The following is a 26361-nucleotide window of genomic DNA, read 5'->3' as shown; positions in this document are numbered from 1 at the left end:
AGGGTTTTAACATCTTTGTTAAGATTAGGTTAAAGGGGCAATTCCCTAAATGTTAAATTTATAATTTTACTTGCAAATGAATAAAAGGTTATTTGGTCTTTTGGTGGTCTTAATGAGCCTTTCCTTAATTGGAATTATTTTTGTCCAAAGTTATTGGATCAATAAGTCTGTACAAGATAAAGAAGAGCAGTTTTCCAATACGGTAACCCAAATATTGAATAGGGTTGTCGAAAATATTGAAAAAAGAGAAGTTCAAGATTATCTAGATGAGTTTTACAAACTAAAGGATTCAATAGGAGAGCCAAAAGCAGCCCATCTTAAGAACTTCTTTTTTTTCGATCGTGATATTAATTCCAATGAAATAAGGTTTTATACGCACGGTATTTTAGAAGAAGATTACGATTTGGCCTCTACGCTCTTTGATATTGGTTCAGAAACCACCACTTTTAAAAATATTACGAGTACTAAAACTACAGAAATATTTAAAGAAGAATTTGGTCTGGATGGCAAATCATATGCCCTTACTCCGGTTCAGAAAATAAAGAAAATCGGTGAGCTTGCTTCAGTAGATCGGATTGGTATGGATCTGGCTTTTAGGGAGCTGGCTAAGTCCAGGTCTATTCATAAACGAGTGACCAGACAAGAGATCGAACTGTTCTTAAGCCGAGAGCTTAAAAATAGTGGTATAGATATTGATTATGAATACGGGGTATACAGCAAGGGCTTGCCCACGAAAGTGAAATCCAAGAAATTTAAATTTTCGAATACAAGCCTGTATAAATCCCCATTGTTTTCTGATAGTGAAGGAAATACAAATTTTTCCCTTTTGTTGACCTTTCCTAAAAAGAAAAGGTTTTTAATACAATCAATTCTAGGGATGGCAATTTTGTCCCTGACATTTACATTAATTATTGTGGTGGCATATGCTGGTGCAATTTATCAATTGATAAAGCAAAAACAGATTTCAAAAATAAAGTCTGACTTTATTAATAATATGACGCATGAATTTAAAACACCTATTGCGACGATAAACTTAGCGGTAGAGGCTATTAGGAATCCAAAAATAATAAATGACAAGGAGAAGGTACTGAGGTACTTGCAAATGATAAGAGATGAGAATAAAAGAATGCATGCCCAAGTAGAAAATGTATTGAGGATTTCAAAATTAGAAAAGAATCAACTCGATATTAGTAAGGATAGGGAAGATGTACACGACATAATAGCAGATGCGATTACACATGTAGAACTAATCGTTGCCGATAGAGGAGGGTATATCAATACCCATTTTAACGCAGAACGATCTGAAGTATTGGCCAATGAAATGCATTTTACCAATGTAATGGTAAACATATTGGATAATGCTGTAAAATATTCCCCAGATACGCCAAAAATTGATGTATTTACGGAATTGGCCAATAATTTTATTGTTATTAAAGTTCAAGATCAAGGGGCAGGAATGAGTAAATCTGTACTTAAAAAGGTTTTTGAACAGTTCTATAGAGAACACACAGGGGATATACACAACGTTAAGGGGCACGGATTAGGGCTCGCGTACGTGAAAAAAATAATTGATGATCACCAAGGAGAAGTTTTTGCAGAAAGTGAAAAAGGAAAAGGAAGCACTTTTTATATAAAACTACCTTTAATTTAAACTATGATGGAAACAGTTGAAAAGAAAATACTTTTAGTAGAGGACGACCCAAATTTTGGAATTGTTCTAAAAGATTATTTGGCAATGAACGATTTTGATGTGACGTTGGCAAAAAATGGAATGGAAGGGTTCGAGAAATTTAAAAAAGATAATTTCGATGTTTGTATTCTAGATGTAATGATGCCATATAAAGATGGCTTTACCTTGGCTAAAGAAATTAGAGAAAAGAACGAAAACGTGCCTATAGTTTTTCTTACCGCTAAAACCATGAAGGAAGATGTGTTGAAGGGGTATAAGGCCGGAGCCGATGATTATTTGAACAAGCCTTTTGATTCTGAAGTGTTATTGATGAAACTAAGGGCGTTGCTCCAAAGAAAATCTACAAGTTCTTTGTCCGATAGCAAACAGTTCGAATTTACTATAGGTGGATTCCATTTGAATTCAAAACTTCGATTCTTGAAATATAAAGATGAAGAAGCTATCAAATTATCCCCAAAGGAAAATGAGCTGTTGCGTTTGTTGGCCCTACACGAGAACGATTTAATGCCTAGGGAGCTCGCCTTGACAAAAATATGGAGAGACGATAATTATTTCACTTCTCGTAGTATGGATGTGTATATAGCTAAATTGCGTAAGTACCTTAAAAAGGATGATACCGTAGAGATTTTAAATATACACGGCGAAGGATTTAGGTTAGTTGTGAAAACGGAATAATATCGCGCCCTTTCTTATTTATGAAGGAGTGACCAAGAGAATCGCTATCATTATTGTGTCATATAACTAAAATAGCTGTGGGGCAATAAGTAAGTCAAATCCTTAAAATTTGGCAAATATATAATAGAGCACCTGGGTTTTTCGGGTGCTTTTTTATTTTAACAGAAATAGCAGAGCTATTGATAGTCTGATTGTAAGGAGCGAAATCTCGTAATAGGGCTAGGCCATTACAGATTCTAAAAGCGTTGGTCATTCTAATTTGGGCGTTCCCTCCTTCGTCGGTCGGGCTCTTGGCTATATCCCTTGCTTTGCTGCGGGGATGCCGCCGCGATCCCTAACGCATACCAGCGGCCAATGTTGCAATAAAAGTAATGGTTAATCTGCAAGTTTAATTGGTGTAAATCTTAAAGAGAGTAGCCAAATGGGAATCGGAAGTAGCGAAGAATGCAAGCGTTTTGACACGAAAATATATTGAGTTTTGAAGCCTAATTTTTCAATCTAGGGTCTAGGTAAACATCAGGATCGAACAGAAAACCCTTGGAGTCATATTTGTGGGTTGTCGGCGCAGACTGTATTGCCCTGGGGCAGGAAAAGGGCTTTTAGCGCCATAGGTTTCATTAAAAAAATAAAAACAATTCCCAATGGGCAGTTTTATGTGTTTTTGGCAAAGAACCACTGCGATTTTTCCTCTCTTGTAAAGGTTTTGGTTTTTGAGTGTTACCGCTAAAATAATAAGGCGAATTAAAGTCGATAAGATAACCTTCCGCTATACTAATTCTTGATTTATTTTAACAATAAGATCTTCAATTTGTTCTGTTGGGGTAGTCCAAATAGTATCGGTCTTTTTGTTAAACCAGGTCATTTGTCGTTTTGCGAACCTCCTAGTGTTTTTCTTGATTTCGGAAATTGCAAATTCTAGCGGAATTTCACCGTTTAAATAACGGAAAAGTTCCCGGTACCCTACGGTTTGTAGCGCGTTTAGGGCTTGATGTTCTAATAAAGGCTTCACCTCGTCCAATAAGCCCTCCTTCATCATAAGATCTACGCGCTGATTGATTCGGTCGTAAATGACCTCCCTTTCGGCTTTAATGCCTACTGTAATGGTTTTAAAGGGACGAGGTTCTTTCTTCTTGTTTAAAAATGACGAGTAGGGTAGTCCTGTTCCTAGGCAGATCTCCAAAGCTCTAATAAGCCTATGCGGATTGTTAATGTCAACCTTTTGATAATAGGCAAAATCTAATTCCTCTAATAACTTTTGTAGTTTAGCAATACCTTCTGTCTCCAGGGTTATATTTAGTTCGGCCCGTATGGCTGGAGAAACCTCGGGGAAAGAGTCTAGCCCTTTGACCACCGCGTCAATATATAGTCCGCTGCCGCCCACCATGATAATAATATCATTGGTTTCGTATACTTCAGCCAACAATTCAAGAGTATCCCTTTCAAAATCTCCAACCGAGTATTCTTCAAAAATACTTTTGTGCTGAATAAAATAGTGTTTGGCAGCCTGCAACTCCTCTTTCGATGGAACAGCGGTTCCTATGGTCATTTCCTTAAAAAACTGTCTGGAATCGGCAGATATGATAGCGGTCTTATAATGTTGTGCCAAAGCAATGGCTAGTTTTGTTTTGCCGATCGCAGTAGGACCAACTATAGAAATTAATACTTTTTCTTTCATTCTTCTTCTCTCAATTTATTCCCACATTGCCTACAGTAATGAGCATCGGCACGTAATATTTCCGAGCCGCACTCGGTACAAGCTCTGCCAGCATCCATTTTTTTTGCCGTATTCATTCCTGAGGCGTATTCGGCCGATACAATCCCGGTAGGAACGGCAATGATGCCATAACCGATGATCATGACAATAGTGGCTATGAATTGCCCTAAAGGGGTTTGTGGGGAAATATCTCCATAGCCTACGGTGGTTAGGGTTACAACAGTCCAATATACGCTGTGTGGAATGCTATTGAAACCATTATCAGGGCCCTCGACAATATACATTACGGTACCTAATAAAATAGATATCACGGCGATAAAAAATACGAATACAAATATTTTTGTCTTACTAGCGTTTAATGCCCTGATCAAATTATTAGACTCGCCGACAAAACGAACCAATTTAAGAATTCGGAAAACTCTTAGCAATCGCAATATTCTAAAGGCCGTTAAATATTGGGATCCAATTAAGAATAATGAAAGGTATTTTGGAATGGTAGAAAGAAAATCGACGATACCGAAAAAACTGAAAATGTACTTCCTGGGCTGTCGGATAGAAATGATTCTCAGGATATACTCAATGGAAAATAAAATGGTAACAACCCACTCGGAGTAATTTAGGAATTTGTGGTAATGTTGGTCAATCCAAGGTACACTCTCTAGCATTACAATGATAACGCTGTAGACAATTATAACCAATAATATGATGTCAAAAAGCCTCCCGGCAGGAGTATGGGTACCATAAATGACTTCATGAAGCTTTGCAATCCATTTATTTTTTGCTTGCTGTGTTTTCAAAATTTAAAAATTTATATCTATAATTTTTAAAACTCTTTTTTTTCGAAGGTATGATTCTATGAGGTAAGAACTATTAGGGTTCGCCTTCATGGGAGTAATAATGGACTCTAAGATATGGTTATTATTAATTTGATGGTTTAAATTAAAAAAGCCTAAGCCTTTAAATACACCATTCTTAATTAATATTCCGCTGCGTTCTCCTAATTCTCGTCCTTTATCGGTGATTAAAATGTTTTTTCCGGACAAACTGTATCTATCGATGGCCTGTTGTACCCTTTGGTTGTAACTTTCAGGTGATTCTTTTTGAATACATCCACCGTAGCAAGCTTGCTCATCGTAATGCGAACAGTGGTTTTTTGCCTGGGACAAGCCATTGATCTTATTGCAAAGGCTAAATTCGTCCCTTAGTTTATACAGGAAATTCTCTGCTGCCAGGGCACTGTTGAAAGTAGTAATGGGTTTTGTTCTTGGCGCTATTTTGGCCACTTGGATTGTTATATAGCCATGTTCGTTGACCACCTTGTACAAGCCATGGGAAAACAACCTCTTTTTAGAAAATGTATTGAATTTGGGTTTGTTTCTTGTTAATTCGGCGTTTTCTTTTAAAAGAGCTATCAACTCATTGCCTGTTTTTTCAAAAGTAGCACTCTTGGTTTCTTTTTGAATTTTTTTAGCTCGGCTGCCATTACTGGTAAAATATTGGTTGACCCTTTTTTTAATATTACTGCTTTTTCCCAACAATATTAGGTCTCCATCTTTGTTGTACAAATAGTACATTCCGGTTTCTGAGGGAAGCCCATCTATAATATCCAATTGCCTAGGCGATAGTTCTCCTTGGTTTTCACTTCTTAGGACGCTCTTAATGATGGTTTTGTCCAAGTCTTTGGATAACAATAGCTTAAAGAGTTGCAAGGTCGCTAAAGCGTCTCCGTTGGCCCTGTGGCGATCACTGACAGGGATTCCGAGCGAACGCACTAATTTCCCCAGACTATAAGAGTCGGCATCGGGCAGCAATTGTTTGGACAGTTCTACAGTGCAAAGCGTTTTTCGTTCAAAATTGTACCCCAGTCTTCTAAATTCCGTTCTTAGAATACGGTAGTCGAACTGGGCATTATGTGCTACGATGACCGCGTCTTGGGTAATCTCTACGATGCGTTTGGCTACCTCGTGAAATTTAGGGGCTGTCCGTAACATATTGTTGTTGATTCCGGTAAGTTTTACAACAAAAGGCTGAATTTCTTTTTCGGGATTAACAAGGCTTATAAATTGATCAACAACCTGATGTCCGTCAAATCTATGGATTGCAATTTCCGTAACCCCCTCTTCATTATATTTTCCGCCGGTGGTTTCTATGTCAAGTATAACGTACATGTATGCTGCTATGATTCAAATTTAAAACAAATATAGGTATTCCCCTTGCAAGTCTAAGGGTTGTAGAAGGGCTATTTTCGGGAGCCAAATATACTACTCCCTAGTCGTACCATCGTACTGCCTTCTTCAATAGCAATCTGATAGTCGCCACTCATTCCCATAGATAAGGTAGATATTTCGGGGAATTTTATTTTAGCCCGATCGAATAGGGCTTTAAGGGTTCTAAACTCCCTTCTTATTTGATGCTGGTCTTCTGTAAAGGTCGCCATTCCCATACAGCCGACTATTTTAATATGTTGCAGAGCCGATATGTTTTCGGAGGTAATAAGATCGTTGAATTCTGCCTCGTCAAACCCAAACTTGCTAGCTTCCTCGGCAATATGAAATTGAAGCAAACATGGAATAACACGTTGGTGTTTTTTAGCTTGTTTGTTAATTTCCTGAAGAAGTTTTAAACTGTCTACCCCGTGAATCAATGACACGTATTCTGCCATATATTTTACCTTGTTGCGTTGCACGTGACCAATCATATGCCAATCGATGTCCTTGGGCAAGACTTCCCATTTTTGGGTCATTTCCTGTATCTTGTTTTCGCCAAATATTCGTTGTCCTGCAGCATAGGCCTCCTGAATATCACTGATTGGCTTGGTTTTGGAAACGGCCACTAAGGTGACATGGGCCGGAAGAGACTCCTTTATGATTCTAAGATTATCTTTAACAGACATGTTTTGTATTGTAAAATTTTAATTGTGGTAGGGCGACCGTCCTACGCTACATGATGTTTTGGTTATTGAAATTGTTTGGAGACGGTTTCTGCCTTGCGCGAGGCAGCATAATCGTAAAACCCTTCCCCAGACTTTACGCCCAACTTGCCGGCCATAACCATGTTTGCCAATAATGGACAAGGGGCGTATTTTGGATTTTTAAACCCGTCGTACATAACGTTTAATATTGATAAACAAACGTCGAGTCCTATAAAATCGGCCAATTGTAATGGTCCCATAGGATGTGCCATGCCCAATCTCATTACCGTGTCTATCTCGTCAACTCCGGCCACACCGTTGTACAGGGTTTCAATGGCCTCGTTTATCATTGGCATTAATATTCTATTGGCAACAAAACCAGGATAGTCGTTTACGGCCGTAGGGGTTTTGTCGAGCTTATGGGCTAATGCCATAATTAATTCGGTGACTTCATTGGAAGTGCTATACCCGCGAATGATTTCTACCAGTTTCATGATGGGTACAGGATTCATAAAATGCATCCCGATAACCTTGTCTGGCCGCTGGGTAGCAGCCGCTATTTGTGTAATGGAAATGGAGGAGGTATTGGTGGCTAAAATGGTTTTAGGCTCACAAAGAATATCGAGTTCCTTGAAAATCTTTAATTTCAAGGCCAGATTTTCGGAGGCCGCTTCTATTACTAAATCAACATTTTTCACCCCTTGCTCTAAGTCCGTGTAGGTACTTATTTTTGCGAGGGTTTTTGCCTTTTCTTCTTCAGAGATGACGGCTTTTGCGATCATTCTATCCAAATTCTTGGCAATAGTAGCCACGCCTTTTTCTAAGGATGTTGGTGAAATATCGATTAGGTTGGTAGTGTATCCATATTGGGCAAATACATGGGCAATTCCATTTCCCATCGTTCCGGCACCGATAACTGCAATATTCTTCATACTCCTGTTTTTTTAAAAGGATGCAATAATTTGTAGGGCTACTCGCAATGCCTGGGTTCCTTGTGTAAGGGTTACTACCGGAGTAGTATCGTTATTTATGGCATCGGCAAAAGTTTCCAATTCATCTAATATGGCATTGTTGCCCGGGATCTCGGGATTCTCAAAATAGATTTGTTTTTTCACGCCTTCGGCATTTTGTAAAATCATATCAAAATCTCCTGCTACTTCCGGAGCTTCCTTCATCTTAACAACTTCTACTTTTTTCTCTAGGAAGTCTACCGAAATATAGGCGTCCCGTTGAAAGAAGCGCGATTTACGCATGTTTTTTAAGGAAATTCGGCTGGCCGTTAAGTTGGCGACACATCCGTTTTCGAATTCAATCCTGGCATTGGCGATATCTGGTGAATTACTGATCACTGATACACCACTAGCGTTAATTTGTTTTACCTCGGAATTTACCACACTTAAAATGGCATCTATATCATGGATCATTAAGTCTAAAACCACTGGGACGTCGGTTCCTCTCGGATTAAATTCGGCCAATCGGTGCGTTTCAATGAACATAGGGCTGTCGATATTATCTTTCACCGCCATAAAAGCCGGATTAAATCGTTCTACGTGACCTACTTGTCCTTTAATCCCATATTCTAATTCTAAAGCAAGGAGTTCTTCTGCTTCTTCTAAGGTGTTGGTAATGGGTTTTTCTATAAAAACGTGTTTCCCCTTTTTTATGGCCTTTTTTGCGCAATCAAAATGCGACAAGGTAGGGGTAACAATATCTATGACATCTACAGCATCCAACAATGTATTTATATTGTCAAAATATTCATACCCGAATTCTGCTGCTACCTTTTTTCCATTAATGGCATCCGGATCGTAAAAACCGACTAATGTATATTTTGTAGATTGATTGAGTAATCGGAGGTGTATTTTTCCTAAATGTCCTGCTCCTAGGACGCCAACTTTTAGCATAGTTTTAGTTTTCTTCAAAAATAGGGATAGTTTATTATTCTTTGGTCTTAAATGGAAAAAGTTCGGCCTTTAAATTTGAATTATTGGCGAGGTGTAAGGTTGTTCCTAATAACATTAAGGGGACCTTGTGTTTTGTTCTGTGTACTAGTGTTGCTAAGGTGTTGGACAACAGTGCGATTGTTAAGAAAGAGGATCGTCCGTTGTTTTTAGGCTGATAGATGGTTGATCCGGACCTTAGGGATGGAAATGACCCTTAGGCGAATATTTGCAAAATATAGTACGTATATATGTCTGAAAGGCTTAGATTGCGGCATTTATATTTTGTTTTATTTCAATTCAATTTTACCTTAGTAGCCAAAATAAACCTTGTGAAAGATACCCTAAAACATAGAGGAATGCGCAATAAATTGGTAGATGTCCTTATCGAAAAAGGAATTGCCAATGAAAGTGTATTAAATGCGATTCGTACTATCCCCAGACATTTGTTCCTCGATAGCAGTTTTGAGGATCATGCCTATCAGGATAAAGCCTTTCCGATTGGGGCCGATCAAACAATTTCACAGCCTTATACCGTTGCTTTCCAATCGGAACTTTTGGAGGTCCAGCCAAATCATAAAATATTGGAAATAGGCACCGGAAGTGGTTATCAAACAGCTGTCTTATTAAAGTTAGGAGCAAAGGTGTATACCATAGAACGCCAATTAGAATTGTTTAAGAAGACCAACATCTTTTTTAACAAGATGGGGTATAGGCCAAAAAGCGTCATTTTTGGAGATGGTTACAAAGGCTTATCCGAAGAAGCACCTTTTGACGGTATTATTGTGACAGCCGGAGCCCCGTTTGTTCCCAATCCTTTGTTGGCACAACTGAAAATAGGGGGTAGGCTCGTAATTCCGGTAGGTGTAGATGAACAAATTATGACCCTTTTTGTACGTAAATCGGCTAAAGAATTTGAAAAGAAAGAATTGGGTTCCTTTAGATTTGTTCCTTTATTGGAAGATAAGAACTAAGGCTACAAATAAGTTGTAGCCTATATTAGTTGTTAAAACTTTTTTTAATCCGATCTAGGTTCTTTTTGTTGTCCCTGTCCTTAATGGTCTCTCGTTTGTCATAAAGTTTCTTTCCTTTAGCCAAAGCTATATTTATCTTGGCAAGTCCACGGTCGTTTACAAATAGGTTTAAGGGTACTATAGTGAGGCCCGAATTCTTTACCTCTTTTTCCAACTTTTTTAATTCACCGCGCTGAAGCAAAAGTTTTCGTTCGGCTTTAGGTTTGTGATTGTAATGCGTTCCGTGTGAATATTCATCGACCTGCATGTTAATTACAAATAACTCACCCCGATCGTTGAATTCACAAAAACTTTCCGAAATAGAAGCCTGGCTTTCACGGATAGATTTTATTTCGGTACCCGATAAAACGATTCCGGCCGTATAGGTGTCTAGAATTTCATAATCGAATCTAGCTCTTTTATTTTTTATGTTTACTTTTTTCTGCATAGGTTTGACAAAAATAGGAACAATTCTGTGATTTACCATTTAGATAAATCAGAATCTAAAGAATGTTTTATTTAAATTTGAGGTTTTTGCGATGATATTAAAAATAAAAGTCATGAGGGGGGTGTTTTTTATGTTTGTAGGTCTCTTTTTGGTTGGTTGTAAAGACAAAACCAAAGAGCTTTTAACAGCCCAGGAGATTGTAGATAAGGCTATTTTAGCAAGTGGCGGGCCCTTGTATAAAACTAGTGATGTTTCCTTTGAATTTAGAGACCTCCTGTATAGGTCGGAATGGCAGAAAGGGAAACGGATTCTTAAAAGAATTCGCAAGAAAGATTCCGATACCATCATCGATATAAGAGACACTAAGGGGTTTAGACGATTCATTCATGGCCAGGAAGTGCCTTTGACGGATTCCTTGGCTACCTTGTATTCTAATTCTGTGAATTCTGTGCATTATTTTGCCTTTTTACCCTATGGGCTTAATGATAGTGCCGTTAACAAAGAGTTGATGGGCGAGGTGACAATTGGAGCTCAGGAATATTATAAAGTAAAAGTAACCTTCGATCAAGAAGGCGGAGGAGACGATTTTGATGATGTATACCTGTATTGGTTTAACAAGCAATCTTTTAAGGCCGATTATTTGGCCTATAAGTTTCATGTAAATGGTGGTGGGACCAGGTTTAGGGTCGCTTATAATGAACGGTATGTGAACGGGATTCGATTCGTAGATTACGAAAACTTAAAAACAGATGGCCAAGAAGTTTCTTTTGATGATGTGGATCGTTTGTATCAAGAAGGAAAATTACAGTTGCTTTCTAAAATAGAATTGGAAAACATTTCGGTTAATACCTCGCCCTAATCAATTTTTAATCGGATATCAGTCGGTATCCCGTCTATTATCCGAACAATAAAGAGACTTCCATTGTCATAGTCGTCCATGGCCGGATATTTTTGCTCTCCTAGCATTTGGTTTACAAAATCGGGAATGGTGTTGCTGTGGCCTACTACCAATACATTTTTTCCTAAATTATCGTTTTTAAAAGCCTCTATATCTAAGTTAGATAAACTATACGGCTGAAGTGTTAGGTTCTTTTTTATTTCTGTGGGTGCCGCGGTCATAGTAGTTCTTTTAAAATCGGTGCTATAAATAGCGTCTATGGCTACAGGATCCAAAACCTCGGCCCATTTAATAGCCCTTCCCAGTCCTTCCTGATTTAATTCTGGATTCTTGTTCTCTGGATCGCTGCGGTCTTTTTCGGCATGCCTTATAAAGTAAAAGGTGGAAATGCCCGATTGGATAGGAATTTCTATTGGTTTTTGTTCTTCTTTACAGCTAATTGCACTGAAGAAGATAGAAAGGATGAATAGGAGTTTTAAGGTCTTCATTGTAAAGTATGTTCGTTCTGTCCTAGGATTATATAATTTTAACTAAAAATACACTAAAATAGTATTCCTTACACATCGTTTTTGTTCTTTTGTATATGTTGAAAAAGTGTATTTTATATTCTTTTTTGTTAATGACAGTAGTGTCGTATGCACAAGTAGTGGAATTACCCCAAGACTTACGGCATCATAATTTATCTTTATTTAATTCCAGTCTCCTCCATCCGGCGCACTCATTGAAAAGCGAAAACCGTAATACTATTGCGTATTGGTCCCGTTACCAATGGCAACATATAGATGGTAATCCAACTACTTTTTATTTAAACTATACCAGGCAGTTAAACACTAGTTCGGCAATGGGAGTAGGCTTGCTACAGCATAATACAGGGGTGTTTTTAAATACGGGAGGGATGTTGAATTATGCCTTTTCTTTTAATTTGGCCGCTAAGATCCAAGTGGCGTTTGGAGTGAATGTAATGGGATATAAAAGTGCATTTGCCGATCATTTCTTTCCTCCCAATCCAGATATTTCTTTGCCTCAATTAAAAACCTCGGATGATTTTATAGTACAATTTTCCCCAGGAGTAATGTTTGCCATGGCTGGATTCAGTATAGGTTTTACATCTGAAAATATATTTGATTATAATTTTTCAGATCGGGAATTACATACCAGAAAAGAAGAAAGAATATATTTAGGGGTAGCCAGTTATCACATTCCGGTTTCTATTTTCGATAGAAAGAAAACACTTCTTGAGCCCATGGTATACCTGAAAACCACAGCAAATGATGAATCCCAATTGGGATTAGGAGTTATATTGAAGTCCGAAAAGTTTTGGCTACAAGGCGGATATAATAGTTTTTATGGTGCTTCAGGAGGTGTAGGCGGAGTGTTTTTAAAACGATTTTTTGTGGGTGCTTTGGTTGAATTTGGTGTCGATAGTCGCATGAAGGGAAAAGATCCAAGTTTTGAGATTGTTACAGCTTTTGGGTTTGGACAGTAGGAAATGCTGGCATTGGAATAGAGGTTGAAAATAAATCCCAAAGAACATAAAAACTGACTGTTAACGACAAACAAAGAATCAGGTAGCTGTAGAAGGAGTATTTCCGATAATAAATCAGAAGGATAAAAGGAGGCCCTTCTGCCACATGATACTTCAGTAAGTATAACCAATAAAAAAGCGCAGAGCAAGCTGTTATTTCTAAGTATTTATTATGAAGGGATTACTACATAAGACGGCGTAATAGTTAGGTTTGATTACTAGTTGATCTGTGGTTAAAAATCATGCCCTTGTTTTAAATCAAAAGAATGGGGCCAAGATTCTTTTAAAGAGCAGCAAATATTGATCACAGTGTTTATTTGGACAGTTCTCTAGCTTAAGGAAGGCAGAACAAGTCCGAGATAATCATTTTTATAAAAGGTAAGTCAAAAAAAAAATCGGTCTTTAGGAGGAAGGCCTAGTTAAAGCCGTTACACTTTAATCTCTTTAATTATCAACTGATCTAAATAAGCTAGTGTATTTAATAAATATTTTCTGTCTCCGGTGATTGTGGCCATGGCAACAGCTCCTTGTATCATGGTGTATAATTGCTTGGAAAATTGAAGCGGTGTTACCGGTAATTTCACCTCACTGCTGTTGACTCCATTTTCTAGGACCAAGGCAATTTTACCTTCTATTGTTTTAATGGTCTCCTTGGTTGCTGCTAATAATTGGGAATTATTATGGTTGGCATCTATGCCAACATTCAGAATGGGGCATCCTCCCAGTTCTTCTATAAAAACATCGTAGTGACGATAAAAATTGGTCAGCACAAATAATTTTTGAATTGAAGTGCCACTAGTATTCAATTTCTCGTCAATCTCTCGAAGAAGTTTTTTGCTATTGTATTCAAAGGCGGCAAGGGCCAAGGAATCTTTATTTTCAAAATTCCCGTAAATGGCACCTTTTGTAAGGCCTGTGGCTTCAGTAAGGTCACTCATACTGGTTCCTACATAACCAAGTCTATTAAAAATAGGCGCTACGGTTTCAATAATATAAGCGGTGGTTCTTTCTGCTTTAGTAGACATATACTTACAGTTTTATGCTAATATAGATTTTTATACTGTATGGTATTTAAAAATAGCAAAAAAAAGGACGTTCTTTATAAAAAAAACGTCCTTTTTGGAGTTGCTGTTTTTACTTTGTCACTGTTGTGTCGTTTCTAAATACTAATTGGTCACTAAAGGAGTCAATTAGGATGCCGCTACCAGCATGGATTTTTCCGCCGAGCAGTTCTTTAGAAATGTTATTTAAAACTTCTTTTTGGATGACTCTTTTAATAGGGCGGGCACCATATTGCGGCTCATATCCCTTATCTGCCAAATAATCTATAGCTTCATCGGTAACATTGATATTGATTTGTTGTTTGGCTACCAGTTTTTTAAGATGTTCTAATTGTAAAAGTACTATCTCGCGGATATGTTCTTTGCTTAGTGGCGTAAACATTATAATATCGTCTATTCTGTTCAGGAATTCGGGGCGTATAGTTTTCCTAAGCAGGCCCATTACTTCTACCTTTGCTGTTTCTGCGGCACTATAGGTATCTTCGGTGACCTCGAATTTTTCTTGAATAATATGGCTTCCCATATTGCTGGTCATTACAATAATGGTGTTCTTAAAATCGGCTACCCTACCTTTGTTATCGGTCAGTCGCCCTTCGTCCAAGACCTGTAGCAGCACGTTAAAGGTGTCTGGGTGAGCCTTTTCTATTTCGTCTAAAAGTACCACGGAATAAGGTCTTCTTCGAACTGCTTCCGTTAATTGTCCACCTTCGTCATAACCTACGTACCCTGGAGGTGCTCCAACCAATCTACTTACAGAATGACGTTCTTGGTATTCGCTCATATCAATTCGGGTCATGGCATTTTCATCGTCAAAGAGATAGGCGGCCAAGGTTTTAGCCAATTCTGTTTTCCCTACACCTGTAGTGCCTAAAAACAGGAAAGAGCCTATGGGGCGATTGCTGTCTTGTAAACCTGCTCTGCTTCGCCTTATGGCGTCAGAAACGGCTTGTATCGCCTCTTCTTGTCCTACAACTCGTTTGTGGAGTACATCTTCTAGACGCAATAGTTTTTCGCGTTCACTTTGTAACATTTTAGTAACTGGTATGCCCGTCCACTTGGCCACAACTTCGGCAATGTCTTCATGGGTAACTTCTTCTTTAATAAGGGTTTCTCCTTGTTGTTGAGTGTCTAAGTCGGATTGAAGTTTTTCTAATTTCTCCTGGGCCTCTTTTATTTTGCCATACCGGATTTCGGCAACCTTGCCGTAATCGCCGTTACGTTCGGCACGTTCAGCTTCTAGCTTGAAGTTTTCGATGTCATTTTTAGTCCTTTGGATATCATCGACGACCGTTTTTTCGCTTTCCCATTTGGCAAAAATCTCATTACGTTGTTCTTTGACGTTCGCTAGATCTTCGTTTAACACCTTTAATTTAGAGGTGTCGTTTTCTCGTTTAATTGCTGCAATCTCAATTTCGAGTTGCATCACCTTTCTGTCCAAAACATCCAATTCTTCGGGCTTTGAATTTATTTCCATGCGTAGTTTGGCCGCAGCCTCATCCATGAGGTCAATGGCCTTATCTGGTAAAAACCTATTGGTGATATACCGTTGCGAGAGTTCGACGGCTGCGATTACCGCGTCATCCTTAATTCTCACCTTATGATGCGCTTCATATTTTTCTTTAATGCCCCTTAGAATGGTTATGGCGCTTTCGGTGTCTGGTTCGTCAACGACAACTTTCTGGAACCTGCGTTCTAGGGCTTTATCTTTCTCAAAATACTTTTGGTATTCGTCTAGGGTAGTAGCTCCAATGGCGCGCAGTTCTCCACGGGCCAATGCTGGTTTAAGGATGTTGGCGGCATCCATGGCACCCTGTCCGCCTCCGGCACCGACGAGGGTGTGAATTTCATCTATAAATAAGACAATGTTACCATCCGAAGTGGTCACTTCTTTGATAACCGCCTTTAATCGTTCTTCAAACTCTCCTTTATATTTGGCTCCAGCAATTAAAGCCCCCATGTCTAAGGAGTATATAGTCTTTTCTTTGAGGTTTTCGGGAATATCGCCCTGAACAATTCTATGGGCCAACCCTTCTGCAATGGCGGTTTTACCTACCCCAGGCTCCCCAACCAACATGGGGTTGTTTTTGGTTCTGCGGGATAAAATCTGTAATACTCTTCTAATTTCTTCATCTCTCCCTATGACAGGATCGAGCTTTCCAGAATCGGCTAGGGCATTTAAATTCCTAGCGTATTTGTTTAAGGAGTTATAAGTGTCTTCAGCACTTTGGGAGGTGACTTTTCCCCCCTTTCGCAATTCTGCTATGGCGGCCTTAAGGTCTTTTTCCGTAACCCCTTGATCTTTTAGGATATGGGCAATCTTGCTTTTAGACTTAAAAATAGCCAATAAAAGATGCTCAATGGAAACGTATTCGTCTTCCATCTTTTTGGCTATAATACCGGCTTCATTTAATGCTTTTCCCGCTTCTCTGGAAAAGATGATTTCTCCACCAGAAACTTTAGGGAAGCTTTCTAGCTCTTTGGATAAAATTTGTTGTAGAAGCGCAGTGTTTACATTTAATTTTTTAAGTATAAACGGCAAAACGTTTTCTTCAACTTCAGAAATAGCCTTAAAAACATGTTCGTTTTCTATTTGCTGATGTCCCAGGCCTTGAGCAATCTGTTGTGCCTGTTGCACTGCCTCCTGCGATTTTATGGTAAAGTTGTTAAAGTTCATATAGTGGTATTTTTTATAATGTTATTGACTATTTTTGAAATGTTAATGGCAACAACCTTACCAATGGAGCCGGTAAGACAAAACGTCAGGTAACCTCCTGTAAAGCAAGACATAATGTCTGGGGTGTTTTAGAAGCTGAACAATATAAATATAAAGTTACGAAATGGGATTGTTTAATAATTTATTTGGGAATAAAAATATTCAGGAAAAACGAGAAGCAAAAGAGCTGCCTTGGATTCCTCTGACCTCTTTGGAACAGTTAGATGAAATTAAAGAAAAATCACTGCAAAAAACGCAGGTTATTTTTAAGCATTCTACGACTTGCGGTATTAGTAGTATGGTTATGAAACGGTTTAAAGAGGCTTATGATATGCCCGAGAATAGTGTGGATCTGTACTATTTAGATCTACTTCGTTTTAGGGAAGTCTCCAATGAAGTGGGGTACAAATTTCAAATTATCCACGAATCTCCCCAGTTGTTAATTATTAAAAATGAGGTTGTGGTAGCTCATGAGTCGCACGGTGCAATTTCACAGCTTTCCTTACAAAAGTATATTTAAGGATCTACCTTCGTTTTTAATGGAATACTAAAGGCCAAATAAAAATGTTCTTCTGCATGCAATTGCCAAGCCTAAGAAAGTAAATGTAGGTAGGAAGAAAGGAGAAGAAAGGCAGGAATTATGGGTTATGAAATCTTAGACCTCATAACCCATGGTTAAGTGCTTTTTTAATAAAATCTGTGTTGTGATATAATGCTCTTTAATTTTAGTTTCAGGTCTTCTCCAGCGTCATAGACCATTTGTTCGTTCGAAGGAAAGCTTACGGCGCTAACTTTAAGTAAGTCGATCAATTCGTTCTCTAAAGCTCGTTTGTCACCGTCGTACCTGGCATAGACATGGTCAAAAACAAATTCGCTAACTAGGGGGTAGGAGTTAAGTTGTTGCTGAGTGTGCAAATCTAAAAAACTTACGTTGCCAACAACCTGTACTTTTTTGAATTGTGTAAATTGATAAAAATTGCATTTCACCGTTTTAAACTTATCAATCTTAATTTTATTGCCCAAACTATCTTTTAATATATTGCCTTGAGCATCTTCGGCATATTTGTATCCATCGATTACTTGTTTTTCTATAGAGCTTTCTTTTTCCCTAACTTGTTCTGGACTAATATTGATTTCGCGAAAAGCAAGCTGCATTTCATAATCATAGGAAATATCTTTTATTGGGGAGGTGTGATAAACGGTCCATATATCATTTATACCATAGGTGTTGAAATTTAAAAGATCGCTTTCAAGTTTGGCAGGAACAATTTGTTCAGAATCGTTTGTCATGACCACTTGTACGTAGTCTAAGCCTTTGTTGTAGGCTTCTTCAATTTTTTGTCTAGTATCCTTGTATCCTGGGGTTATTTCGTTTAAATACCTAAAATCTTCATAAGCTTTTCTATACTCAAATTTCGAAGAACTTGTATTAAGGGCCTCGGTGGCACTAGCGTATAAAAACTCTGAGAATTGACTTTTTGCCGCTAGTATTTCTTCATCATAATTTTTAAATGAAAATTTAGCGTTTCTATTTTCTTCGTAAAGTCTAAGTGGCAATAAGGGCTTGATTCTTTGTTGAATGGCCTTTAAGTTATTATAGCTGTTAAAAATACTTTCCAAATTGGCTGGATTTCCATCTTTTTTTAAAAATGCAATTTCTTGAAGTTCTCTTTCCGTGTTTTTTTTATACGCTTCTTCTAAAAGAAGTATATAGGGCTGGTGGCTTTTTTTTGTTTTGTTTTCTGCCAGATTCTTTAAAGCATTATCTATCGCGTTTCTGTAATTCCCCAAATTAAGAGCCTCTTGGGTTTTTTTAACCCCGCCACAGGAAAGGAAAGTTAAAAAAAGTAATGATAATAGTAAAGTTTTTTTCATAACGATGCATTTTAGGTGTTTTTAAGCGTAACCAAAGGTTGTGCCAAAAATACTTTATGAAAAAACGCTGTACAATTAATATTAGTATATAAAGAAGTAATTGTTTTGCCTTGCTTACTTTTTCTTGTTTTGATTGACGGGCAATAACTTGGTTGATACTTCGCCAAAACCAATACGGCTCCCGTTTTTAGAGCAATATCCGGTAAAGGTAACGGTGTCTTGGTCTTCAATGTATGTTCTGCTGCTACCGTCGGAAAGCACTATTGGTTTCGTGCCTCCCCAGGTAATTTCTAACATAGAGCCGTAGGAATCCGGAGTAGGACCGGAAATGGTGCCACTTCCCATCATATCACCGCTATTTACATTGCATCCGTTTACTGTATGATGGGCCAATTGTTGAGCCATGGTCCAATACATATGTTTGAAATTAGACTTGGAAACAATGGTAGGGGCTGCTCCTTCAGGGGTTATGGAAACCTCTAGATTAATGTCGAAACCTCTTTTTCCTGTTTGTTGCAAGTAGGGCAGGGGTTCTGGATTTTGTTTTGGACTAGCTACTCTAAATGGCTCTAAGGCGTCTAGGGTAACGATCCAAGGAGAGATGGAAGAGGCGAAGTTCTTGGCTAAAAACGGGCCCAAAGGTACGTATTCCCATTTCTGAATATCCCGTGCGCTCCAGTCATTAAAGAGTACCATGCCAAAAATATAATTCTCGGCCTCTGCAACAGAAATTTGTTCGCCCAAAAGGTTGGCATCGGTGGTAATAAAAGCCATTTCCAATTCAAAATCGACTGCGTTGGAAGGTCCAAAAACAGGCTGTGTGGCTCCTTGGGGCATGGTTTGTCCCATAGGCCTTCTAATTGGAGTATTGCTTGGGACTATAGAAGAGCTTCTGCCGTGGTAGCCTACAGGGATATGTAGCCAATTCGGGAGAAGTGCGTTTTCAGGGTCCCGGAACATTTTGCCTACATTGGTGGCGTGTTCTTTGCTAGAATAAAAGTCGGTGTAGTCCCCGATGTGTACCGGAAGTTGCATTTCTATTTCGTCCAAGGTAAAAAGAACAATATTTTTATGCGATTCGTTATTCTTTAATTGTTCATTTTTGATATCAAATATTTCACTGATTCTGTTTCGGACCAAGCGCCAAGTCTTTTTTCCATCAGATATAAAGTCGTTAAGAGTGTCTTGTAAAAAGATATCCTCGGTTAACGGAATGCCTTTAAAATAACCTAACTGGTGCAATGCGCCTAAGTCAATCGCATAATCTCCTATCCTAGTACCTATGGTAATGATATCGTCCCGGGTCAAGAAAACTCCAAAAGGAATATTCTGTATCGGAAAGTCAGAATTTGCAGGCACATGGAGCCAAGTTTTTTTTTCTGGACTATTTGTGAGTAGTGGCATCTTTGGTCTGTTTAGTTGTATTTGATAAATATCTTATCAAATATATTATTTTCTTCCAATTAACGCTCTGTAATTTGTATTTTTACGCCTCATTAATAGAATCTTTTTAGAGTATGCAACGCGACAATCAAATTTTTGAACTAATAGAGGCGGAAAAGGAACGCCAGATTAACGGGATTGAACTTATAGCTTCAGAAAACTTTACCAGCGAACAAGTAATGGAAGCCGCCGGATCTGTTTTGACCAACAAATATGCCGAGGGGTATCCAGGGAAACGGTACTATGGCGGTTGTGAAGTTGTAGATGAGATAGAACAACTTGCCATTGATAGAGCAAAAGAATTATTTGGTGCTGCTTATGCAAATGTTCAGCCTCATTCTGGTTCACAGGCCAATGCTTCTGTTTACCATGCGTGTTTAAAACCTGGAGATACCATTCTTGGATTTGATCTTTCTCATGGAGGACACCTTACTCATGGATCTCCGGTGAATTTTTCTGGTAGACTTTACAATCCTGTGTTTTACGGGGTCGATAAAGAAACTGGTTTGTTGAATTATGATAAAATTCAGGAAATAGCTACTAAAGAACAGCCAAAGTTGATTATAGCAGGTGCATCTGCCTATTCAAGGGATATGGACTTTAAAAGGTTTAGGGAAATTGCCGATAGCGTAGGGGCTATTTTATTGGCAGATATTTCTCATCCTGCTGGATTAATTGCAAAAGGAATATTAAACGATCCAATTCCACACTGTCATATTGTTACCACTACAACCCACAAAACTTTAAGAGGACCAAGAGGTGGTCTTATATTAATGGGTGAAGATTTTGATAATCCATTTGGAATTAAATTGAATAATGGTAGCCTTAGAAAAATGTCGGCTTTATTAGATTTAGCAGTTTTTCCAGGAAACCAAGGAGGACCATTAGAGCACATTATTGCTGCTAAGGCAATTGCTTTTGGAGAAGCACTTAGCGATAATTTCTTGCACTATATGTTACAGGTGAAGAAAAATGCGGCAGCGATGGCGCAGGCTTTTGTAGCAAAAGGATATGAAATTATCTCTGGTGGTACAGATAACCACATGATGCTTATCGATTTAAGAAATAAGAACATCACGGGTAAAGATGCGGAAAAAGCCTTGGTAAAAGCAGATATAACCGCAAACAAAAACATGGTTCCGTTTGACGACAAGTCTCCTTTTGTGACTTCAGGAATACGTTTTGGTACTGCTGCAATTACCACTAGAGGACTTAAGGAAGATCAAATGGCAACTATTGTAGAGTTTATCGATCAAGTACTTATGAATCCTGAGGATGAAACCCTTATTGACGAAGTAAGAGAAAAGGTAAATGCCTTAATGAACGAAAGAGCCTTGTTTAACGCTTAACAGCATTAAGAAGGAGGTATAAAAAAAACCAATAGCACTGCTATTGGTTTTTTTGTTTTTTAACGTTTTTTCTAAGGTGTAAGTACATTGATATCCCCGATAATAATGCTTTTTGTCTCTAAATTGTAAACGACACATTCCTCGGTTCTTTCCCCGTAAATTCCCCAATATTTATAATAATCCATACTAGTTTTAGAGCTTATTTTTTCTGATGAAATATATTCGAAGGCGGTTTTGTCTTCAAAAACAGGAATAAAAATTTCAAAAGGAACAACGGTTCCTCTGTTGGTGTAGTGGGCGCTGTGTTCAATAAGTTTATTGAAGATTTCGTCTAACTGTTCGGGAATACTTTGGTCGTAAATTTTAGAAATTAATAAGGTAGTGTCATCAAAAAAGATAGTGACTTCGGAAATATCTATAGGAAAGTTATTTGCCTGTTTTAATTTTTTTAAAACCCAAGTGAAGAAAAAAGTGATTTTTTTGCTGTTTATTACAGTGCCTTCATTGTTTCTATTTCTGAGATTTAAGTGGTGAAGTGCCTCGCTAAGGCCAAAGTTACATTCGATCTCTATCACCAATTTTGCGGCACTTTGAGCCGTTCCATAATTGTGAATATTGATGTCCGAGAAAAAATACTTTTCTAATTGTTTTTTAAAAGTATCTAGACCCTTTATATGCTGTATACTTTTATATTCCGTCTTGGGGTTGTTGAAAAAGTCTTCTGATAACATAGGCGTCTTGGGATATTATATTTTTATATGACCGAATTTCAAAATTATGTTAATTTTTAATTTTGAACCTAATGAAAACCTTAAAAAAACTAAGGTTTTGCTTTGGGGCAATGTTTTTTATCGAAAACATAATAGATAAAATGCAGGTAAGGGATGTTTTTGTCGGAAATAATGGAATATGGCTATCTAGAGACTATAGGAACCCCCTGTTCTTAGCCTCGGTAATTAAGGCCATATCGTTTTGTTTTTCTACTCCAAAAACAACTTTAAGTTGTCTTTTTCGGTTTTCTATGCCTGCGAGGGAAAGGTTTACATAGTTTACGATATCAATGGTTTTGGTGCCAATAGAGATATGGTAAAGGATTTTTTTGTCCTTGTTGTCTAAAATGAGGTCGTTCGCTACTTTTTTTCTAATAGCAACTAGGGCTTTCTGACTGTAATAAGGAGGGCAGGTAGTTACGGTTTTAACCATGGCGATCAATGATTTTTCGTCTACCTCGGATTTTACCATATAACCTTCAGGATTCACATTTTCTAGAATGCTGTTAATTCTGTAATTGTCACTGAAGGACGACATAAAAACAAGTTTGGAGTCGGGGACAAGCTTTCTCGCTAACAACCCTAACTCTTCACCAGAGTGAGGTTCTTTTTCTTGAGAGGGCGTTAATTGAATATCTAATAATATGAGGTCAAAAAGAAAGGAGCGGGCCGAGTCCATAATTTTCTGTGCTCCAAGTTCATAAGAGTTGGCGGTCTCCATCTTTATCTTGAAGTCATCAAATTCAGCAGCTTCTAAAATGTATTTGTATCCGGTAGTAATCATTTCATGATCATCTACAGCTAGTATTCGTATCGTCTTCATTATCTATAGCTTGTTTGTCGAGGATGTTTTTTAGAACTATTGTTAAACTTAGTCAAGCCGGTATGGGATAGTGGCCGTAAGCTCGGTACCCTGTTTATCGCTACTTTCAATTGTGTAGTGTCCATTTAGTTTTTTTAGACGAGAATGTATGTTCTTAAGGCCAATCCCTTTTTTGCTTTTCTTGGTGTTAAAACCAATTCCGTTATCCTGTATTACAATCTTTAATGTGCCTTTTTGGTTAATAAGGGATAATTCGACTCGACTAGCCTGGGCATGTTTTATACAGTTTTGAAAACTTTCTTGTATAATACGGTATATGTTAATTTTAATTTCTCCCTTCAATTGGTCCCAAGCCATGCTTTGATCATACTTAAAATCACATTCGATTTTAGAAGATTCTTGGATCGAATGAATTAATTCTTCAATAGATACTATAAAGTTATGTATTTTTTCTTGGGAAGCCTTGTTTAATTCGTGCGAAATTGTGCGGATTTCCTCCTCTATATTCTGTAAGCTTTTTATGTATTCGGCGCGTTTTTCTATTATCTCGGAGTCCGTTTTACTATTAAGTGAGGCTAAAATCAGTCTTGTGCCAAACAGTTTTCCAATTATTCCGTCGTGCAATTCCTCCGAAATTCGTTTTTTTTCTAATTGTTTGCCTTCCTCTACTTTTTGGTTTTGGGTAAGTAGCAGGTTAAAAATCTCTTGGTTCTTTTGTTGCTGAAGCTGTTCGAACCTTAATTTTTGGTTTTTTCTTCGTTGATCCAAAATTACAAGGGTCGATCCGGCTAAGAGAAGAATGGCGACCGAAATACCTAATAATAGTTGACGCTGACGGGATAATAATTCGTTTTGGGCAATAAATTCATCGGTTTCAAAGCGGATTTTAGTGAATTTATTACGTACAGCCCGTTCTGCAAGTTGTAAGCTATTATTTAAGTCGATGTACTGTTGGGTGTAATAAAGCGAATTGTGTGCATCTATCTTGGATAGTAATTCTAAAGTTTCTAATAAACGCATATTGTTATTGCTTTGTTTTGCAATAGACTTTGATTGTAACGCGTATTGTAAGGCAGTAGCAGTGTCATTTATCCCTAAATAATACTCGGATAATTGAAAGTTGGTAATCGCTAAACTGTTATACTCTCCGATACTGTCCTTGATCCTTAAGGCTTTCTGCAAAAGGGGGAGTACCCCTGTGGTGTCGCCGAGTTTGTTTTTGCTTTGGGCATAGTTCGATAACGCAAGCGCATATAACTTGGTGTCCTTAAAATAAATACTGTCGCGGTGAATAATTTTTTCAAATAAACTAATAGCCTTTTGGTGGTTTCCCATTTCTTGGTAAACCATAGCCGTATTGTTAAAAGACTTGTATCTTAGGTCGCTTGATGGTTGGTGTTTTTCTAAATAATATAAGGATTTGTCGTAGTAATCAAGGGCTTTATCATATTCCTTAAGGGCATTGGCTACAGACCCTAAATTATTATAGCAAAAATAAAGGTTTAGGTTTTTTTGCAACGGTTTTAATAGTTCGATTGCCTGAATGGTGGTGATTTCACTTCCGGTATAATCCTTGGCGTTAGATTGTATGACAGCCATGTTGTACAGCATTCGTGCAGCCGAAAATTTATTGTTTGTACGGTTATATATTTTTAGGGCTTCCGAATAATAATAGTAGGAACTGTCTACTAATACTGTGTTTTGTAAAAATGATGCCAGGTCCCAATAGTTATTAGCTAAAGAGGTCGAATCCTGTACTTTTTTAGCCATCTGTATGGCTAGTTTGTTGGCACGCCTAAAGTAAAGGGAGTCATTGAGAAATGAAAACTCATATGAAATTGAAGAAAAATGTTTGCTTTTAACACTGTCGTCCTTTTCGGTAAGAGCAAGATAATATGCCTTCTTTAGGTCCGAAGAAAGGCTTTTAGGGGTAAGGTTGTCTAATATTATTTTTACGCTATCCGTTTTATTGGATACCTCTGAATTATCTTTTAGAACGTTTTTTCGATTGCATCCGTTGAAAAGTAATACACACAGGAAAAATAAACCGTAATAAAAAGGATGTAAAATCTTAGCGTCCATATGGAGCACAAGATAAATAAAAACCCCTGAACAAGAATGTTCAGGGGTTTACATTTTAGCTAAAAAATGTTATACGGTAGGTCGCTCCCTTCTGTCAATCGGTACATCGTCACCGTCCGTGAAAGCGAGGATGGTGTTTGGTCGGTCCCTTCTGTCAATCGGCACATCGTCACCGTCGGTAGCGATCGTGTTTTCTGTCTCTTGAAACAAAGGCGGTTGACTTTCTAAGGAGGGTTTTTGAGGTGTTTCAGCCAAACCAAGAGTTATTATGGCTATTCCGAAAATTCCAGCTAATTTGTTCATCCTACTATATTTTTGGGGGTTAGTACTTTAAATTTCTATTACGAAACTAGGAAAGCGGTACCGTCAAAAATATTTGTCGAAAGGATCTTTGGTGAATGCTATCTGTTTGATAGTGAGTGGTTGTACTCTGAGAGGATTCGATTAGTTTAAGGTCGAAATGGTGTTTTTGGATAGGGTCTTTTTTAAGAATTCAATATTGTTTCGGTAGGTTTTTGAAAAGGGAAGCTGGTGTTTATTGTGCTTTAAGGTGCAAATGCCTTTTCCGTAATTTATTCTAGAGATATAGCTGATATTGATAATAAAACTTTGATGAATCCTAATGAAGTTTTCAGGTAAATTGTTCTCAAAGGTCTTTAAGGTTTTGTAAGCACTGATAATACTGCCGTCTACCATATAGAAATCAGTAGCATTATTATCAGCTTGTAAATACACAATTTCTTCTGTATTTAGATAGCGGCAATCCTTATAAGATTGTAATAATAGAGTTGGTGGTTTTTGTTCTTCTCCTAATTTCAAATTCAGTTTAAAAAGAGACTTACGAATGTCATATTCATTGTAAGGAAGCAGCCAGTAGTCATAGCATTGCGATTTTATTGCTTCATAGGCGTATTCCTTGGTTTTTGAAACGGCTATAAACAACGGAAGTTTCTTTATGTATTGATGTAATTCTGCCATCATATGGAAATACTCGTGGGCCGATTCGTTCAAATGAATGAAAACTATATGGGGCATTTTTTTTAAAATACCATTAAGGCCTTCGATACTGTTATTGGCAATACCCACACAATTAACCCGGATAATTCATGGGTATATAGTAAAATTGGGTGTAAAGTGTTATATTTAAAGAGCTTACAGGCATCTTTACTAACACTAAAATCACCCAATTTTGAGTACTAAAAATACAGTTTTCTACCGAGGTAAAAAATCAATTTCCGTAGATTTTTCTGCAGAAGAAATAAGTTCTGATGGTTCTCTGGTTTTACTGGAGAAAATAGAGCGGGAACACAAGTTAATCAGGTATTTCAGTAAATTTATTCCAGATAGTCGCAATCCCATCTTAGTCACCCATACGATAGAGAAACTTTTAAAGCAACGCGTATTTATGCTGATGCAGGGATATGAGGATGC

25 protein-coding genes are annotated in these 26361 nt (G+C 37.8%); 8 read left to right on the top strand and 17 right to left on the bottom strand.

What is annotated here, in order from left to right:
• The first annotated feature begins 76 nt into the window (after positions 1-76).
• Together BUA16_RS13485 and BUA16_RS13480 are read left to right on the top strand one after the other, a co-directional pair.
• Positions 77-1651, top strand: coding sequence for a sensor histidine kinase (locus BUA16_RS13485; RefSeq protein ID WP_072765283.1), 1575 nt, complete (start codon positions 77-79; stop codon positions 1649-1651).
• Between the two features lie 6 nt (positions 1652-1657).
• Positions 1658-2365, top strand: a complete 708-nt coding sequence (locus BUA16_RS13480) for a response regulator transcription factor (protein WP_072765326.1) — start codon at positions 1658-1660, stop codon at positions 2363-2365.
• Between the two features lie 766 nt (positions 2366-3131).
• Here the strand turns inward: BUA16_RS13480 and miaA are convergent.
• From miaA to BUA16_RS13450, 6 genes are all read right to left on the bottom strand, one after another.
• Positions 3132-4040: a tRNA (adenosine(37)-N6)-dimethylallyltransferase MiaA gene (gene miaA, locus BUA16_RS13475; protein ID WP_072765282.1), complete on the bottom strand. Its 909-nt coding sequence runs from the start codon at positions 4038-4040 to the stop codon at positions 3132-3134.
• Positions 4037-4876: an ion transporter gene (locus BUA16_RS13470; RefSeq protein WP_072765281.1), complete on the bottom strand. Its 840-nt coding sequence runs from the start codon at positions 4874-4876 to the stop codon at positions 4037-4039. The genes miaA and BUA16_RS13470 overlap by 4 nt, the downstream gene beginning before the upstream one ends.
• A gap of 3 nt (positions 4877-4879) precedes the next feature.
• A complete protein-coding gene (locus BUA16_RS13465; protein ID WP_072765280.1) occupies positions 4880-6247 on the bottom strand; it encodes an exonuclease domain-containing protein in 1368 nt (455 codons plus the stop codon).
• A gap of 71 nt (positions 6248-6318) precedes the next feature.
• The gene (locus BUA16_RS13460) at positions 6319-6972 is read right to left on the bottom strand and encodes a YggS family pyridoxal phosphate-dependent enzyme (protein WP_072765279.1); all 654 of its coding nucleotides are present in this window, start codon (positions 6970-6972) and stop codon (positions 6319-6321) included.
• A gap of 62 nt (positions 6973-7034) precedes the next feature.
• Positions 7035-7922 (bottom strand): 3-hydroxyacyl-CoA dehydrogenase family protein, encoded by an 888-nt coding sequence (locus BUA16_RS13455; protein ID WP_072765278.1) that lies wholly within the window; start codon positions 7920-7922, stop codon positions 7035-7037.
• 12 nt (positions 7923-7934) lie between these two features.
• Positions 7935-8894: a Gfo/Idh/MocA family protein gene (locus BUA16_RS13450; protein ID WP_072765277.1), complete on the bottom strand. Its 960-nt coding sequence runs from the start codon at positions 8892-8894 to the stop codon at positions 7935-7937.
• A 368-nt stretch (positions 8895-9262) separates the two neighbouring features.
• Between BUA16_RS13450 and BUA16_RS13445 the strand changes: the two genes are divergently transcribed.
• Positions 9263-9904, top strand: a complete 642-nt coding sequence (locus BUA16_RS13445; RefSeq protein WP_072765325.1) for a protein-L-isoaspartate(D-aspartate) O-methyltransferase — start codon at positions 9263-9265, stop codon at positions 9902-9904.
• A 25-nt stretch (positions 9905-9929) separates the two neighbouring features.
• Here the strand turns inward: BUA16_RS13445 and smpB are convergent, their stop codons facing one another.
• Positions 9930-10391 carry an SsrA-binding protein SmpB gene (gene smpB / locus BUA16_RS13440; protein ID WP_072765324.1) on the bottom strand — a complete coding sequence of 154 codons (462 nt, stop codon included), beginning with the start codon at positions 10389-10391 and terminating at the stop codon, positions 9930-9932.
• Positions 10392-10482: 91 nt separating this feature from the next.
• Between smpB and BUA16_RS13435 the strand changes: the two genes are divergently transcribed.
• A complete protein-coding gene (locus BUA16_RS13435) occupies positions 10483-11250 on the top strand; it encodes a DUF6503 family protein (protein WP_245795567.1) in 768 nt (255 codons plus the stop codon).
• Here BUA16_RS13435 and BUA16_RS13430 read toward each other — a convergent pair.
• Positions 11247-11777 carry a SixA phosphatase family protein gene (locus BUA16_RS13430; protein ID WP_072765275.1) on the bottom strand — a complete coding sequence of 177 codons (531 nt, stop codon included), beginning with the start codon at positions 11775-11777 and terminating at the stop codon, positions 11247-11249. The genes BUA16_RS13435 and BUA16_RS13430 overlap by 4 nt on opposite strands.
• Before the next feature lie 95 nt (positions 11778-11872).
• Between BUA16_RS13430 and BUA16_RS13425 the strand changes: the two genes are divergently transcribed.
• Complete coding sequence (locus BUA16_RS13425; protein ID WP_072765274.1) at positions 11873-12775, top strand: PorP/SprF family type IX secretion system membrane protein; 903 nt, start codon at positions 11873-11875, stop codon at positions 12773-12775.
• Positions 12776-13242: 467 nt separating this feature from the next.
• On the opposite strand, the gene BUA16_RS13420 is transcribed toward BUA16_RS13425, so the two are convergent.
• Entirely contained in the window at positions 13243-13839 is a 597-nt protein-coding gene (locus BUA16_RS13420) for a TetR/AcrR family transcriptional regulator (RefSeq protein WP_072765273.1), read from the bottom strand.
• Between the two features lie 109 nt (positions 13840-13948).
• Positions 13949-16549: an ATP-dependent chaperone ClpB gene (clpB, locus tag BUA16_RS13415; RefSeq protein WP_072765272.1), complete on the bottom strand. Its 2601-nt coding sequence runs from the start codon at positions 16547-16549 to the stop codon at positions 13949-13951.
• Positions 16550-16712: 163 nt separating this feature from the next.
• Between clpB and ytxJ the strand changes: the two genes are divergently transcribed.
• Positions 16713-17108: a bacillithiol system redox-active protein YtxJ gene (gene ytxJ / locus BUA16_RS13410; RefSeq protein ID WP_072765271.1), complete on the top strand. Its 396-nt coding sequence runs from the start codon at positions 16713-16715 to the stop codon at positions 17106-17108.
• 167 nt (positions 17109-17275) lie between these two features.
• On the opposite strand, the gene BUA16_RS13405 is transcribed toward ytxJ, so the two are convergent.
• Together BUA16_RS13405 and fahA are read right to left on the bottom strand one after the other, a co-directional pair.
• Complete coding sequence (locus tag BUA16_RS13405; RefSeq protein WP_072765270.1) at positions 17276-18463, bottom strand: hypothetical protein; 1188 nt, start codon at positions 18461-18463, stop codon at positions 17276-17278.
• Between the two features lie 114 nt (positions 18464-18577).
• Complete coding sequence (fahA, locus tag BUA16_RS13400; protein WP_072765269.1) at positions 18578-19867, bottom strand: fumarylacetoacetase; 1290 nt, start codon at positions 19865-19867, stop codon at positions 18578-18580.
• A gap of 113 nt (positions 19868-19980) precedes the next feature.
• Here fahA and glyA point away from each other — a divergent pair, with 113 nt between their 5' ends.
• A complete protein-coding gene (gene glyA / locus BUA16_RS13395) occupies positions 19981-21255 on the top strand; it encodes a serine hydroxymethyltransferase (RefSeq protein WP_072765268.1) in 1275 nt (424 codons plus the stop codon).
• Positions 21256-21326: 71 nt separating this feature from the next.
• Here glyA and BUA16_RS13390 read toward each other — a convergent pair whose 3' ends face one another.
• The 5 genes from BUA16_RS13390 to BUA16_RS13370 form a co-directional block, all read right to left on the bottom strand.
• On the bottom strand, positions 21327-21986 hold the full coding sequence (locus BUA16_RS13390) for a hypothetical protein (RefSeq protein WP_072765267.1): 660 nt from the start codon (positions 21984-21986) through the stop codon (positions 21327-21329).
• 193 nt (positions 21987-22179) lie between these two features.
• On the bottom strand, positions 22180-22848 hold the full coding sequence (locus tag BUA16_RS13385; protein ID WP_072765266.1) for a response regulator: 669 nt from the start codon (positions 22846-22848) through the stop codon (positions 22180-22182).
• Between the two features lie 48 nt (positions 22849-22896).
• Positions 22897-24930: a tetratricopeptide repeat-containing sensor histidine kinase gene (locus BUA16_RS13380; protein ID WP_072765265.1), complete on the bottom strand. Its 2034-nt coding sequence runs from the start codon at positions 24928-24930 to the stop codon at positions 22897-22899.
• A 69-nt stretch (positions 24931-24999) separates the two neighbouring features.
• Positions 25000-25233 carry a hypothetical protein gene (locus tag BUA16_RS13375; protein ID WP_072765264.1) on the bottom strand — a complete coding sequence of 78 codons (234 nt, stop codon included), beginning with the start codon at positions 25231-25233 and terminating at the stop codon, positions 25000-25002.
• A gap of 141 nt (positions 25234-25374) precedes the next feature.
• Entirely contained in the window at positions 25375-25965 is a 591-nt protein-coding gene (locus tag BUA16_RS13370) for a LytR/AlgR family response regulator transcription factor (RefSeq protein ID WP_084668506.1), read from the bottom strand.
• Positions 25966-26119: 154 nt separating this feature from the next.
• Here BUA16_RS13370 and BUA16_RS13365 point away from each other — a divergent pair.
• A partial coding sequence (locus BUA16_RS13365) for a transposase (RefSeq protein WP_178338883.1) occupies positions 26120-26361 on the top strand: 242 nt, incomplete at its 3' end.

The organism is Arenibacter nanhaiticus (genome assembly GCF_900141935.1).
Classification (GTDB): Bacteria; Bacteroidota; Bacteroidia; order Flavobacteriales; family Flavobacteriaceae; genus Arenibacter; species Arenibacter nanhaiticus.
This window is presented reverse-complemented; position numbering and strand designations above follow the sequence as displayed.

Coding starts and splice junctions, on each gene's coding strand:
- BUA16_RS13370 (WP_084668506.1), bottom strand. CDS start 25,965: ATGCCCCATATAGTTTTCATTCATTTGAACGAATCGGCCCACGAGTAT.
- BUA16_RS13390 (WP_072765267.1), bottom strand. CDS start 21,986: ATGTTATCAGAAGACTTTTTCAACAACCCCAAGACGGAATATAAAAGT.
- smpB (WP_072765324.1), bottom strand. CDS start 10,391: ATGCAGAAAAAAGTAAACATAAAAAATAAAAGAGCTAGATTCGATTAT.
- glyA (WP_072765268.1), top strand. CDS start 19,981: ATGCAACGCGACAATCAAATTTTTGAACTAATAGAGGCGGAAAAGGAA.
- BUA16_RS13465 (WP_072765280.1), bottom strand. CDS start 6,247: ATGTACGTTATACTTGACATAGAAACCACCGGCGGAAAATATAATGAA.
- BUA16_RS13380 (WP_072765265.1), bottom strand. CDS start 24,930: ATGGACGCTAAGATTTTACATCCTTTTTATTACGGTTTATTTTTCCTG.
- ytxJ (WP_072765271.1), top strand. CDS start 16,713: ATGGGATTGTTTAATAATTTATTTGGGAATAAAAATATTCAGGAAAAA.
- fahA (WP_072765269.1), bottom strand. CDS start 19,867: ATGCCACTACTCACAAATAGTCCAGAAAAAAAAACTTGGCTCCATGTG.
- BUA16_RS13425 (WP_072765274.1), top strand. CDS start 11,873: ATGTTGAAAAAGTGTATTTTATATTCTTTTTTGTTAATGACAGTAGTG.
- BUA16_RS13385 (WP_072765266.1), bottom strand. CDS start 22,848: ATGAAGACGATACGAATACTAGCTGTAGATGATCATGAAATGATTACT.
- BUA16_RS13375 (WP_072765264.1), bottom strand. CDS start 25,233: ATGAACAAATTAGCTGGAATTTTCGGAATAGCCATAATAACTCTTGGT.
- BUA16_RS13435 (WP_245795567.1), top strand. CDS start 10,483: ATGATATTAAAAATAAAAGTCATGAGGGGGGTGTTTTTTATGTTTGTA.
- BUA16_RS13480 (WP_072765326.1), top strand. CDS start 1,658: ATGGAAACAGTTGAAAAGAAAATACTTTTAGTAGAGGACGACCCAAAT.
- miaA (WP_072765282.1), bottom strand. CDS start 4,040: ATGAAAGAAAAAGTATTAATTTCTATAGTTGGTCCTACTGCGATCGGC.
- BUA16_RS13420 (WP_072765273.1), bottom strand. CDS start 13,839: ATGTCTACTAAAGCAGAAAGAACCACCGCTTATATTATTGAAACCGTA.
- clpB (WP_072765272.1), bottom strand. CDS start 16,549: ATGAACTTTAACAACTTTACCATAAAATCGCAGGAGGCAGTGCAACAG.
- BUA16_RS13455 (WP_072765278.1), bottom strand. CDS start 7,922: ATGAAGAATATTGCAGTTATCGGTGCCGGAACGATGGGAAATGGAATT.
- BUA16_RS13405 (WP_072765270.1), bottom strand. CDS start 18,463: ATGAAAAAAACTTTACTATTATCATTACTTTTTTTAACTTTCCTTTCC.
- BUA16_RS13485 (WP_072765283.1), top strand. CDS start 77: ATGAATAAAAGGTTATTTGGTCTTTTGGTGGTCTTAATGAGCCTTTCC.
- BUA16_RS13450 (WP_072765277.1), bottom strand. CDS start 8,894: ATGCTAAAAGTTGGCGTCCTAGGAGCAGGACATTTAGGAAAAATACAC.
- BUA16_RS13430 (WP_072765275.1), bottom strand. CDS start 11,777: ATGAAGACCTTAAAACTCCTATTCATCCTTTCTATCTTCTTCAGTGCA.
- BUA16_RS13460 (WP_072765279.1), bottom strand. CDS start 6,972: ATGTCTGTTAAAGATAATCTTAGAATCATAAAGGAGTCTCTTCCGGCC.